At 74.3% G+C, this 12,269-nt stretch carries 8 protein-coding genes; 3 read left to right on the top strand and 5 right to left on the bottom strand.

The features are described from left to right. The first annotated feature begins 1 nt into the window (after position 1). Positions 2-1,405, top strand: coding sequence for a (Fe-S)-binding protein (locus SM577_RS18820; protein WP_474587537.1), 1,404 nt, complete (start codon positions 2-4; stop codon positions 1,403-1,405). A 49-nt stretch (positions 1,406-1,454) separates the two neighbouring features. On the opposite strand, the gene SM577_RS18815 is transcribed toward SM577_RS18820, so the two are convergent. Further along, on the bottom strand, positions 1,455-2,963 hold the full coding sequence (locus tag SM577_RS18815) for an Nramp family divalent metal transporter (RefSeq protein ID WP_474587536.1): 1,509 nt from the start codon (positions 2,961-2,963) through the stop codon (positions 1,455-1,457). A 368-nt stretch (positions 2,964-3,331) separates the two neighbouring features. Here SM577_RS18815 and SM577_RS18810 point away from each other — a divergent pair, with 368 nt between their 5' ends. Next, complete coding sequence (locus SM577_RS18810) at positions 3,332-3,844, top strand: hypothetical protein (RefSeq protein WP_474587535.1); 513 nt, start codon at positions 3,332-3,334, stop codon at positions 3,842-3,844. Positions 3,845-3,898: 54 nt separating this feature from the next. Here the strand turns inward: SM577_RS18810 and SM577_RS18805 are convergent, their stop codons facing one another. Further along, the gene (locus SM577_RS18805; protein WP_302922150.1) at positions 3,899-5,146 is read right to left on the bottom strand and encodes a M14 family zinc carboxypeptidase; all 1,248 of its coding nucleotides are present in this window, start codon (positions 5,144-5,146) and stop codon (positions 3,899-3,901) included. 358 nt (positions 5,147-5,504) lie between these two features. Here SM577_RS18805 and SM577_RS18800 point away from each other — a divergent pair, with 358 nt between their 5' ends. After that, positions 5,505-7,337 carry an AMP-dependent synthetase/ligase gene (locus tag SM577_RS18800; RefSeq protein ID WP_302922151.1) on the top strand — a complete coding sequence of 611 codons (1,833 nt, stop codon included), beginning with the start codon at positions 5,505-5,507 and terminating at the stop codon, positions 7,335-7,337. A gap of 17 nt (positions 7,338-7,354) precedes the next feature. On the opposite strand, the gene SM577_RS18795 is transcribed toward SM577_RS18800, so the two are convergent. From SM577_RS18795 to SM577_RS18785, 3 genes are all read right to left on the bottom strand, one after another. After that, on the bottom strand, positions 7,355-9,565 hold the full coding sequence (locus SM577_RS18795) for an FUSC family protein (protein WP_474587534.1): 2,211 nt from the start codon (positions 9,563-9,565) through the stop codon (positions 7,355-7,357). A 157-nt stretch (positions 9,566-9,722) separates the two neighbouring features. Then, positions 9,723-10,442, bottom strand: coding sequence for an HD domain-containing protein (locus SM577_RS18790; protein ID WP_302922153.1), 720 nt, complete (start codon positions 10,440-10,442; stop codon positions 9,723-9,725). A gap of 97 nt (positions 10,443-10,539) precedes the next feature. After that, entirely contained in the window at positions 10,540-12,150 is a 1,611-nt protein-coding gene (locus SM577_RS18785) for a pectate lyase family protein (RefSeq protein WP_474587533.1), read from the bottom strand. Positions 12,151-12,269: the final 119 nt, after the last annotated feature.

Raw genomic sequence — 12,269 nt, 5'->3', positions numbered from 1 at the left:
GATGGCGAGCGAACTCCCGGCCCGGCGCGGCGTCGCCCGGCCCACGGGCAGCCGGCCCGCCAGCGCCCCACCGGACGTGCTCGGGCCGGTCGCCGGCCCACCGGGCGAGCCGGCCTTCGACGACCACCACCCACCCCGCCGGGACCTGATCGACGACTGCGTGCACTGCGGCTTCTGCCTGCCCACCTGCCCCACCTACCTGCTCTGGGGCGAGGAGATGGACTCCCCGCGCGGGCGCATCTACCTGATGGAGGAGGGGCTCGACGGCGAGCCGCTGACCCCGTCCATGGTGCGGCACTTCGACCGCTGCCTGGGCTGCATGGCCTGCGTGACCGCGTGCCCGTCCGGGGTCCGCTACGACCGGCTGATCGAGGACACCCGGCAGCAGGTGGAACGCCGGCACCCCCGGCCGCGCCGGGAGCGGCTGCTGCGGGCCGCCATCTTCCAGGTGTTCCCGTACCCGCGCCGGCTGCGGCTGCTGCGCGGGCCGCTGCGGGCGTACCAGGCCAGCGGGCTGCGACGCCTGGTACGCCGCAGCGGCCTGGCGGCGCGACTGGCGCCGACGCTGGCCACCCTGGAATCGCTCGCCCCCACGCTCGGGCGCCCGGCCCGGCTGCCGGCCCGGCTGCCGGCGCACGGCGAGCGGCGGGCGCGGGTCGGTATGCTCACCGGCTGCGTGCAGCGGGCATTCTTCCCCGACGTCAACGCGGCCACCGCCCGGGTGCTCGCCGCGGAGGGCTGCGAGGTGGTCGTCCTGCCCGACCGGCAGGGCTGCTGCGGCGCGCTCAGCGTCCACAACGGGCGCTCGGCGGAGGCGCGGCGGTTCGCCCGGGCGCTGATCGACGTCTTCGACGCCGCCGGCATCGACCGGTTCGTGGTCAACGCCGCCGGGTGCGGGTCGTCGCTGAAGGAGTACGGCGACCTGCTCCGCGACGACCCGGCGTACGCCGAGCGCGCGGCCGCCTTCGCCGGCAAGGTACGCGACCTGGCCGAGCTGCTCGTCGAGCTGGGCCCGGTGGCCCGGCGGCACCCGCTGCCGGTGACCGTCGCCTACCACGACGCCTGCCACCTGGCGCACGCCCAGGGGGTACGGGCACAACCCCGCGAGCTGCTGCGCGGCATACCCGGGCTGGAACTGCGGGAGATCGCCGACCCGGAGATCTGCTGCGGATCGGCGGGCGTCTGGAACGTGCTCAACCCGGAGCCGGCGGCGCAGCTCGGGGAGCGCAAGGCCCGCGACGTCCTGGCCACCGGCGCCGAGCTGCTCGTCACCGCCAACCCGGGCTGCCTGATGCAGGTGGCCGCGGCGGCCGCCCGGCTCGGTGGCACGGTCGCCCTGGCCCACACCGCGCAGGTGCTGGACGCCTCCATCCGCGCCCGGCCGGTCACCGACCTGGTGCCGTGACGCCCCTCCCGCTGGCGGCGGGAGGGGCGCCGTCGGTGGATCCGACCGGTCAGAAGGTGACCAGCGGGTCGCCCACGAAGTCGGCGATGAAGTTGACGAAGAAGAAGCCGAAGAAGATGACATTGACGACGAGCAGTGCGTAGTGCCACGAGCGGGGGCGCGCCGCGCGGGGCAGTCGGCGGTTCAGGTAGATCAGCATGAACGGGAAGATCAGTGCGCCCAGATTGGACATGTTCGCCGACCACTGCACCAGGCTGACCGGCAGCGCGAGGTGCAGGATGACCGCGATGATCACCAGTAGCAGGAGCATGAACGGGTAGTAGAACCGGCGGGGGTCGCCCTCCAGCAGGCGACGGAGCCGGGGACTGGTGGCGTGCGCGGCGTCGGTGGTCACCCGCACCATCGCCTCGAAGATGCCGAGCTGGGTGCTGAACAGGATCAGCACGCCGATCAGCAGCATGCCGTAGAACATCACCTGCCCGTACTCGGGTTCCAGCGCGGTGGCCACGAAGGTGGGCACGGTGGCCGTGGTCGGCGTCTCGCCGGACAGCTCCACCGCCTGCGCCATGAGGATGGTGGGCAGCAGCATGCCCAGCATGGCGCCGACGAAGAAGATGCCCCACATGTCGGTGAGCAGCAGCCGGTACCAGCGCTTCCAGCGGGCGGCGTTGGCGGCGTCGTCCGGGAAGGTGACGCCGCTGGCGAGCAGCTCACGCCGGTCGCCGCGCAGGCCGGAGATGTAGCCGGTGCGGTAACCCATGCCGTAGCCCTTGTCCCGGTAGTGGCCCATCACGTACCAGTTCAGGCCGGAGGCGAGCGCGGTGAAGCCGGCCAGCCCGCCCAGCTGGGTAGCGGTGATGCCGGCCGGCGGCGCGGCCGGGGTGAAGAACCCGCGGATGCCCTCCCACCACAGGCTGCCGGGCACCACGAGCAGGGTGATGAAGAGCAGCGCGACCAGGATGGTGCCGACCATCAGCCAGTTGGCCAGCTCCAGCGTGCGGCTGATCCGTCGGGCCGCCGCCGTGATGAGGAAGACCAGCACCAGCAGGCCGATCGCCCAGAGCCGCGGCTCCTCGGCGCCGGCCGGCGGCACCTCGCCGTGGACCAGCGCGTACAGGCCCTGCCCGGCGGACGCGGCCCAGCCACCGGCGATGAACGCGAAGATGACCAGGAACACCGCCAGCGGCACCCACAGCAGGTAGCCGGGCGGCACGCGCCCCCATCCGACGACCGGCGCCTCGCCGGTGGCCATCACGTACCGGGACGACTCGACGTTGTAGAACGTCTGGAGCACGGCCGACACGAGGATCACCCAGCCGACCCCGACGAAGCCGAACTGGCCCACCGCCTGCGGGCCGAGCAGCCACTCCCCGCTGCCGATGGAGATGCCGAGCGCGATCAGGCTCGGGCCGAGCGCGTACTTGAACAGCTGCGGAAGCCCGAGTTTGCGTACGCCGAACACCTCTTCCGGCTCGGGCAGGTCCGCCACGGCCAGCGGAGGGCGGCTCTTTCCCAGTGGATAGCTGCGGACGTCCGGGGCCTCAGTCACTTCGGTCATGAAGAACCTCCTTATGGGAAGGGCCCCCTGATCAATCGTCATACTTCGTTAACCCGGAAGCAATAACTGTTCTGCGCGCGACGATTTTCTGATCATTTCGCGGCGCATCCGGAAATGATCGTCGGACCGCGCCGATGATCCGCGCCGCCACCGGTGGCCGGCCGGAAGCCCTCGATCCCGGCGGAACCGGGCCGGTCAGTAGATAGGGATTTCCCCGATTCGGCGACGGTGGTGGGAAAGCTAGCGTCGAGGCGTGCCGAACCGTCCGGGGCGACGGTGACGGCGGCGACCGGTGGGCGGCCCGGCCGAGCGGACCGGGGGCGGTCGGCGCCCGGTGTCGTCGACGCGTACGAGAGCGAGGGGTGGACATGCGGCGGTGGATCGCGCCGGCGGCCTTGGCGGTCGCGCTGGCTCTGACCGGATGCGGTGGCTCCGACGGGCCGGACGGTTCGCCCGGGGCGGCGGAGCAGGTCGACGGTGGCGACGGCCTCGTCGACGGCGACCCGGCGGCCGTCGAGCGCCCGTCCTGCCCGTTCACCCCGGAGCGTGCCTCGGACCTCGTCGGGCGGACGATGCACGCCGACGGCAACTGCCTGTTCCGTGACGACAACGGGGTCGCGATCCTGACCATCACCCTCGCCTCCGAGGTGGCCGGTCAGGCGACCTACGACTACAGCAGGGAACAGGCCGGTAAGCGGTTCGAGCGGGTGTCCGACATCGACCGGGGCGACCAGGGCTACCTCGCCGCCGGCGGGACCGAAGCCGAGGCCGTGGTGATCAGCAAGGCGGGTGCCTACACGGTGCAGATCAGCAGCTTCAACGACGACGCCGCCGCCAACGAGGCGCTGCTGCGCAAGCTGGTCGACGCGATCCCCGCCTGATCCCGACAGCCGGCGGCCGGGGCGGCCGACGCCGCCCCGGCCACGCTGCCCTGGTCAGTCGGCGGCGGTGTCCCAGCCGTAGTCGGGCAGGTCGAAGAAGTCGTCCCCGTCGACCCGGTCAACGGTGCCGTCGGCCAGGCCGGCGAGCAGCGACTCCACCCCGGTACGCACGCTCTCCACCAGCATGCCGTGCTGCTTCTGGCCCAGGTCGTCCTGCTGGCCGCGCACCTCGAACAGCACCGTCCCGGTGCCGTTGAGGGCGAACGCGGACCGGCCCTGACCCGCGTACTCGCGGGCGTCCGGGTGGAAGTACCGGCCCACCGCGGCCAGCTTGGACTGGTTGCCGTACTTCGCCAGCAGGCCGTTGGCAACGGTGAGGGCGTACCGGCGGGACTTGTCCTGGTCGAGCGCCGGCCAGGCCGCCCGGTACGCGGCGCCGTCCTGCACGCCCAGCGGCGGGTAGTCCAGCGACACGGAGATCAGCCGGCCGTCCTGCTCGCCACCGGTGAGCCGGTCGCACGGGCCCATGTGGTGCAGGTCCACGTACGCGTCGACGGCGCCCTTCTCGGCGCGCAGCCCGACGTAGACGTCCCGGATCGCGCGCGACTCGGGGGAGAGGAAGAACCCGGCGTCGGTGTCCCGCCCGGGCAGGTCGGCGGCCCGCGGCACGTAGTCGAGGTCCGGGTTGAAGTCCCGGTTGAGGTCGTAGCCGGGCAGGTCGATGCCGTCCCCGCTGAGCCGGTGGTACCAGGCCCGGGGTGCGCCGGCCAGCTGCGGGAACTGCGCCACGGTCTCGTCCCAGGACCGCACGTTCATCCGCCGGTTGAGTTCCCCGCCGTCGGGGTTGACCATCGGCATCGCCACGAAGGTGATCTCGTTCAGGATGCTCCGGGTCTGCGCGTCGCCGCTGCTGCCGAGGTGCTTGAGGATCCCGAGCAGGGCCTCGGTGCCGGTGCGCTCGTTGCCGTGGATGGCGCTGGTGACCAGCAGCACCTTGTCGCCGGTGCCGACCCGGGCCGCCCACAGCTCCCGGCCCTGCGGGGAGTGCCCGACCACCTCGACGTCCACCCGTCCGCCGCTGGTCTGTTCGATCTGCGCCAACCGCTGGCCCACCTGCTCGTGGTTGCTCCAGCCGGACCAGGACGGGTCGTCGGCGGTCCGGCAGCTGCCCTCGCCCGGCCCCTCGGGCGCGGCGGCCGAGACGGGCGGGGCGGCGAGGATCGAGCCGGCCAGCGCCGTCAGCGCGACGGCGGCCAGCGCCTTCCGGGGTCGGAGAATCGTCGGCGTCGAATGAAACTGCACGCGTGCTCCTTTCCTGGACCCACGCCGGCGCCGGGCGCGGACCGGATCGGGGAGCGCCCGGGAGTAATCACCGGTGGGTTGGATCGATCCTTTCCGGCAGGTGGCCGGGATGCAACGGAATCCTTCGATTTTTCTGTGGTCTGTGCAGAATTCCTACGAGTGCCGAAATGCCGGGGCGGTCGCGCGCCGGCGAAGCCGACAATCGTCCCACCCGCCGCGTCCGCGCCCGAGAACGCCGACCGCGGCGAGCGCACTTTCGCCGTTCGCCGCCGCCCGCACCGCCGGTCGGGCCATGATGGCCGCGGAGCCACCCCGGCGGGCCCCCGCGTGCCGGTGACGGATGAACGGGGGAGTTGACGTGCAGGACGTGTCGGTCGAACCGGTGGTCGCCGAGGCCCGGTCGGTGGGCCTGGCCGACGTGGTGTGGGAGAACGCCGAGACGGCGCCCGAGACGGTGCAGTTCCTGCGCCCGGACCCGGTGCCCCGGTCCTGGCCGGCGCCGCGCCCGCTGCGTACCGGCCCGCAGCCGGTGACCTGCCGGCAGTTCCGCGACGACGTGCTCGCCCTGGCCCGCGGGTTCGTCGCCGCCGGCATCGGCCACGGCGACCGGGTCGGGCTGATGAGCCGCACCCGCTACGAGTGGACGCTCGTCGACTATGCGTTGTGGTCGATCGGCGCGGTCACCGTGCCGATCTACGACACCTCCAGCGCCGACCAGCTGCGGTGGATCCTCACCGACTCCGGCGCGGTCGGCTGCGTGCTGGAGACCGGTGGGCACGCCGGGATGCTCGCCGGCTTCCGGGACGACCTGCCGGCGCTGCGCCGGGTGTGGCGGATCGACGGCGGCGACCTGATCGCCCTGGCCGGGGAGGGCCGCGCCGTCGACGACGCGCGGGTGGACGCCCGGCGGCGCGCGGTGACCGGCGGGGACGTCGCGACCATCGTGTACACCAGCGGCACCACCGGCCGGCCGAAGGGCTGCGTGCTGACCCACCGCAACATCCACTGCGACGTCACCGGCGCGGTCGAGGTGCTGCGGGACCTGCTGCACCCGGGCGCCTCGACGGTGCTGTTCCTGCCGCTGGCACACGCGTTCGCCCGGCTGATCCAGGTCGGCATGGTGCAGAGCCGGGCCACCATGGTGCACAGCGCCGACATGAGCGGCGTGCTCGACCAACTGCGCAGGTACCGCCCCACGTTCATCCTGGCGGTGCCCCGGATGTTCGAGAAGATGTACAACCGGGCCCGGCAGAAGGCCGACGAGGCCAACCGGGCGCGGTTGTTCGAGCTCGCCGACCGGGTGGCGGTGCGCTACAGCCGGGCGCTGGACGCCCCGCGCGGGCCCGGGCCGCTGCTGCGCCTGGCGCACGCGGTCTTCGAGCTGCTGGCGTACCGGAAGCTGCGCGCGACCCTCGGCGGGCGGTGCCGGTTGGCGATCGTCGGCGGGGCGCCGCTGGCGGACCGGCTCGGGCACTTCTTCCGGGGCGCGGGGATGGCGCTGCTGGAGGGGTACGGGCTGACCGAGACCTCGCCGGCGCTGACGGTCAACCCCCCGTCGGCCATGCGCATCGGCACCGCCGGACGCCCGATACCCGGCGTGCGGATCCGCGTCGCCGCCGACGGTGAGATCCTCGCGCACGGCCCGGTGGTCTTCCCCGGCTACTGGAACAACCCCGACGCCACCCGGGAGACGTTCACCAGCGACGGCTGGTTGCGCACCGGCGACCTCGGCGGCCTCGACCAGGACGGCTATCTGCGGATCACCGGCCGGAAGAAGGAGATCATGGTGACCGCGGCCGGGAAGAACCTCGCGCCGGCGCCGATCGAGGACGCGATCCGCGAGCATCCGCTGGTGAGCCAGGTGATGCTGGTCGGCGACCGCCGCCCGTACGTGACCGCGCTGGTCACCGTCGACGAGCACGCCTGGTCGCGGTGGCGGGCCGCGCGCGGCCTGCCCGACCTGCCGGTCGCCGAGCAGCGCGACAACCCGGAGTTGCGCGGCGAGATCCAGTCCGCCGTGGACCGGGCGAACGCGACGGTGTCCCGGGCGGAACAGGTCAAGACCTTCCGGATCCTGCCGCGCGACCTCACCGAGGCCGAAGGCGAACTCACCCCGACGCTGAAGATCAAACGCGAGGCGGTGGCGACGCGCTACGCCGACGAGATCGAGGCGCTGTACCGGGGGCACTGACCGCACCCGGGCCCCGGTCAGCCGGGAGCGTGCCGCGACCGCTCCGCTGGCCTTCCGAGCCGGCCGAGGGTCTCGGCGAGACCGGCGAGCCACAGGTCGACCTCGACGAGGTGGCGGACCGGCAGACCGGCGCCGCGACCGTCGAGCGCCGGACGGATCCGGTCCAGGGCCTCGGGGCAGCGCGCCGGGGTGGCCACCGGGCCGGGGGGCCCGCCCTCGGCGAGCCGCTGCGCGGCCTCCCGGTACGCCGACCGCAGCCGCTGCGCGGAGTCCCGCAGCAGCGCCGCCGCGCCGGGCCACCCGGCCAGGCAGCCGGGCGGGTTGCGGCGCAACAGCGACTCCGCGCCCCGCACCACGTGCTGCCCGGCGGCCAGCACGCCCTGCCAGTCCACCTGGCTGAGCCGCGGGTCGGGTCGCTCGCCGTGGTACTGGAGGTAGGAGGCGTCGGCCAGCACCAACGCCCGGCGCGCCCGCCCGAGGGCCGGCTCCGGCGACCCGTCGCCGAGCACCGCCTCGACCGTCCGCCCGATCACCTCCGCGCCGGCCGCCAACTGGCCGGCCACGTTGCGGCGCAGGTCGTGACTCGCCCCCCGGGGCCAGAGCAGCACCCCGGCGAGCACCCCGACCGCCCCGCCGAGCAGGACGTCCACCAGCCGGACCTCGGCGAGCCGCCAGCCCTCCGGCGCGAGCTGCGCGAAGACGAAGGTGAGCAGCACGGTGAACATGGCCTGCGCCCAGGCCGGACCCAGCAGCCGGCCGACCGAGAACGCCAGCACCATGGCGACCGGCAGCGCGACCGCGTAGATCACCGCCCGGTCGGCGACGAACATCAGCGCGCCGCTGGCGGCGGCGCCGGCGATCGTGCCGAGCAGCGCCGGCCGCAACGCCGTACGGGTGTCCGCGGCCGAGGTGCGCAGGACGGTGAGGGTGGCCAGCAACACCCAGAAGCCGTGCTGGAGGTCCAGCGTCCCGGCGACCACCCGCGCGGCGGCCAGCGCCACCGCCAGGCGCAGCGCCGTCTGGACCGGGGCGGCGCGCAGCGTCAGGTGGGCCCGCAACTGCCGCCAGTACCACACCCACGGCCCGTGCCGGGCCTCGTCGGCCGACCCCGGGTGGGCGGCGGCTGCCGCGGTCTGCGGGTGACCCGTGCGCGACCCGGCGGCGGTGGCCAGCAGCCGGACCTGGTCGGCGAGGGCCAGCGCGGTCGCGTCCCGGCACATCCGGGGCAGGTCCGGCGGCTCGTGCGGATCGGCCGCGTAGCCGGACTCGGCCCGCCGGACCGCCACCGCCAGGTCGTCCAGCGGCACCGGCGGCCCGCCGGCACGGAGGCGGTGGCCGGCGGCGCGGGTCGTCTCGGCGCAGCGGCGCAACAGGCGTACCGCCGCGGGGTCGGGGACCGGGCGCGACGGTGCCACCGCGGCCAACCGGTCCGCGATCACCAGGATCTCCTGCGCCGCGGCGGCGGCGGCCCGTAGCGCCCGGTCACCCGCACCGGCCGAGGTCGGCCGCTGGGGCGCGGGCAGGTCGGCGATCCGCAGGCCGGCCACCGCCGCGGCCGCCCGGTCGCGCGGCGCCTCCAGGTCGTGCCCCGCCTCCAGGTCGTGTCGCGCGTCCAGGTCGTGCCGCTCGCCGGTCGGGCCGGTGTGGGCGGCGGCCGTCGCGTCCAGCAGCGCCGCGAGGTCGTCCGCCGCCCGGGCCAGCCGGCGCCGGTAGGGGACCGGGACCGGATCCGGCCAGAGCACCACCTCGGCGGCGGCGAGCAGCGCTACCCCGAGGGTCACGCCGCCGAGCCGGGCCGGCAGGGTCGCCGGCTGGTACGGCGGGAAGGAGGCCAGGATGTAGAAGAGCTGGAACGCGCTGGCCAGCCCGAGCAGGCGCGGCCCGCCGACCCCGGCGAACACCACGGCGAAGCCGACGACCAGCATGCCCGCGGCGGCCGCCCAGGTGTCGCCGGCCAGCAGGGTGCCCGCCGTGATCAGCGCCCAGGCCACCGGGAGCGCCGCCAGCAGGGTCCCGGCCCGCTGCCGGGCCGCGCCGGGCAGCTCGACGAACATCCCGGTGGCGATGGTGCCGAACAGCGCGTACGTGGCCAGCACGGCATCGCCGAGGCCGTACCGGCAGGCGTAGAAGACGCCGGCGGCGACCAGGGTCAGCCGGGCGGCCCGGCGCAGCACCGCGTACCCCGGGTCACGCCGCCGGAGCCGGCCCAGGAGGCTGGTTCCGAGCACGTTGCCCCCCGGTTCGTGGTCCGCACCCCCGGTCACCCATCATCGCGGGAACCACCCGCCGTGGACCGGCTTTGCCGGCAAATCGCGCGGGCGGTCGCCGGTCCGCGCCGAGGTCGGGGAGCGGCGGCCGGGCGGTCAGGGGGAGGCGGCCGGGCCGTCAGGCGGGCTGGTCGAGGATGGCGCTGAAGCGCTCCTCGGCCAGGTCGAGCTGGTCGAGGATGTGCCGCTTGACCGGGGCCGACAGCGGGGTGTCCGGGCGGGTGACGAGGTCGCGGAAGACCGGCACCAGCGGCCGGTACTTCGCCGCCGACGAGGCCACCTTCGGGCCGACGGTGTGGATCACGCCCACCCCGTTGTCGGTGAAGTCGGAGACCTTGATGACCCGGGCCCAGGGCTCGCGCTCCAGGCTCGCCGCCACGTGCTCGCGGTACTGCTCGTGCCGGTCGCGCCCCGGGTCGTACGCCGGGTTGGTGACCGCCGCGACCAGGCGGGCCACCCGCGGGCCGAACCGGTCGGCGAGGGTGGCCAGCGCCGCCGTCGTCGGGTCGGCGACCTCCTCGTCGCCGGCCAACTCGTCGGGGTGGTCCTCGACCGCGTCGTGCAGCAGCCCGGCGACGATCACGTCCACGTCGCGCACCTGGTAGTGGTGCATCATCCGGATCGCCACCCGCAGCAGGTGGTTGAGGTACGGCTCGCGTACCCGCCGGTCGTCGCGGTGCAGGTCGGCGGCGAGGTCGAGGGCGGCGGTGAGCCGCTGCCGGGCGGGTTCGTCGAACGCCCGGATCTCCAGCCGGAACCGTTCCAGCAGGCCGGGTTCGCCGTGGATCTCGGTGATCGCGTGCATCGGCATGGTGGCCAGGTACGCGGGGAAGTCCATGCGTCACTTATAGCGGATCTTCACCACGGGTCCGGTCCGGCGGTCGGCCACCCGACGGGCGGGGCCGGCGACCGCCGACCCCACCCGCGGCGGCGGGTCAGCCGGTGACCCGGCCGGTGCCGGCGCCGGCGGTCACCGTCGCCTTCACACCGGCGGCCGGCTCCAGGGCGTACGGGTACGGGACGGCGGCGACGCTGCCCGCTGTCTGCGGCACCCCGGAGTTGACGAAGTGGTTGTCCCGGGCGACCAGCGCGCCGCCGGGGGAGGAGCCCTCGCCGACGTGGGTCGGATCGGTCATGTTCTCGAAGAAGTTCCCCTCGACCAGCACCCCGGCGCCCGACGTGCTGGCGATGCCGTAGCCGTAGGACGGGTTGGCGGTGTTCACGTAGTAGTTGTTGAACACGTGCACCGGGTTGCCGTACCGGACCCGGGGGTTGCGCTGGAAGCAGTTGCCGAACAGGTTGTGGTGGTAGGTCACCCGCAGCCGGCCGGCGTCCTCACCGGAGTTGCCGTCGCTGTGCCCGACCAGGGAGCACTTCACGTGGTCGTGCAGGCGGTTCCAGGAGACCGTGACGTAGTCCGAGCCGTGGGTGATGTCCAGCAGGCCGTCGTAGTGGTCGGTGCCGCTGGTGGTGTCGCTGGACAGGTCGTTGTGGTCGATCCAGACGTTGCTGGCGTTGTCCAGGTGGATGGCGTCGCCGTTGCCCACCCCGGCGGGCACCTTCGCGATGGTCAGGTTCCGGACGATCACGTTGCGCACGTCGCGCAGGTTGAGCCCGCAGCCGGTGAGGCCGGAGGCGGCGCCCACCCCGACGATCGTCTTGTTCGAGCCGCTGCGGATCTCGGTCGAGCAGCCGAACCTGCCGCTCACCCGGACCGTGGTGGGGGTGTCGCCCTTGACCGCGTTCGCCAGCGCTGTCGCGTCGGTCACCGTCACCGTGGCGCCGCCCGCGCCGCCGGTGGTGCCGCCGTTGCGGGTGGCCCAGCCGACCAGCCCGGCCGGCGGGGTGGTCGGCGGTGGCGTGGTGGGCGGGGCGGTGGTCGGCGGGGTGCTGGTGGGCGGGGTCGTGGTGGGCGGGGTGCCGCCGGCGCCGTCCACCCGCACGTCGTCGAAGACCGCGCTGGCGTACGCGGTGACCAGCGCGATCCGTCCGGCGTCGTACGCGGTGCCGGCGCCGGCGCCGACCGGGGTGCCGTCGACGAAGCCGCGGACCGTGCCGCCGTCGGCCTCGATCCGCAGCGTGTACCAGGTGCCGGTGCCGACCGCGAGCGGGATCGAGCCGAGCGGGGTGATCGAGCTGCCGTTGACCACCTGGAGTTCGGCCCGGCCGGCGTTGGTCAGCGCGAGCCGGTACATCCGGGTGGAACTCTCCACCCGGGCGGCGAGCCCGACGATCCGGTTCGTGCCGCTGAACGACAGCGGCTTGACCCGGGCCTGCACCTGGTAGTCGGTCCAGCCGGTCTGCCCGGCGAAGGCCCGGGCCAGCTCGCTGCCGGCGTTGCCCTGGCGGTAGGCGGGGGTGCCGTCGGTGACCACCGTCCAGTCGCCGCCGGACTTGGACCAGCCGTCGGCGGTGCCGTCGTCGAAGCTGTCGGCGAACAGGGTGGCGGCGTGGGCGCCGGTGGTGACGCCGACGGCGAGCAGGAGGGCGGTCAGGCCGGCGCCGGCGGCGGTCAGTGCCCCGCGGGGCAGGTGTCTGGAACGCACGGGGGTCTCCTCGGGGTGGGGGTGGCGACGCGCGGGCCTCGGTGGCCCACGAGGGTGGGTGAGGTGGGGGTCCCGGCGGGCCGCGGCAGGGGGTGGCCGGGCGGTGCGCGGGTGGACGG

This window comes from Micromonospora desertarenae (genome assembly GCF_056150265.1).
This window is presented reverse-complemented; position numbering and strand designations above follow the sequence as displayed.

Excerpts from the sequence above, each read along its gene's own strand:
- SM577_RS18790 (WP_302922153.1), bottom strand. The coding sequence starts at position 10,442 with ATGGACTTCCCCGCGTACCTGGCCACCATGCCGATGCACGCGATCACC.
- SM577_RS18820 (WP_474587537.1), top strand. The coding sequence starts at position 2 with ATGGCGAGCGAACTCCCGGCCCGGCGCGGCGTCGCCCGGCCCACGGGC.
- SM577_RS18810 (WP_474587535.1), top strand. The coding sequence starts at position 3,332 with ATGCGGCGGTGGATCGCGCCGGCGGCCTTGGCGGTCGCGCTGGCTCTG.
- SM577_RS18815 (WP_474587536.1), bottom strand. The coding sequence starts at position 2,963 with ATGACCGAAGTGACTGAGGCCCCGGACGTCCGCAGCTATCCACTGGGA.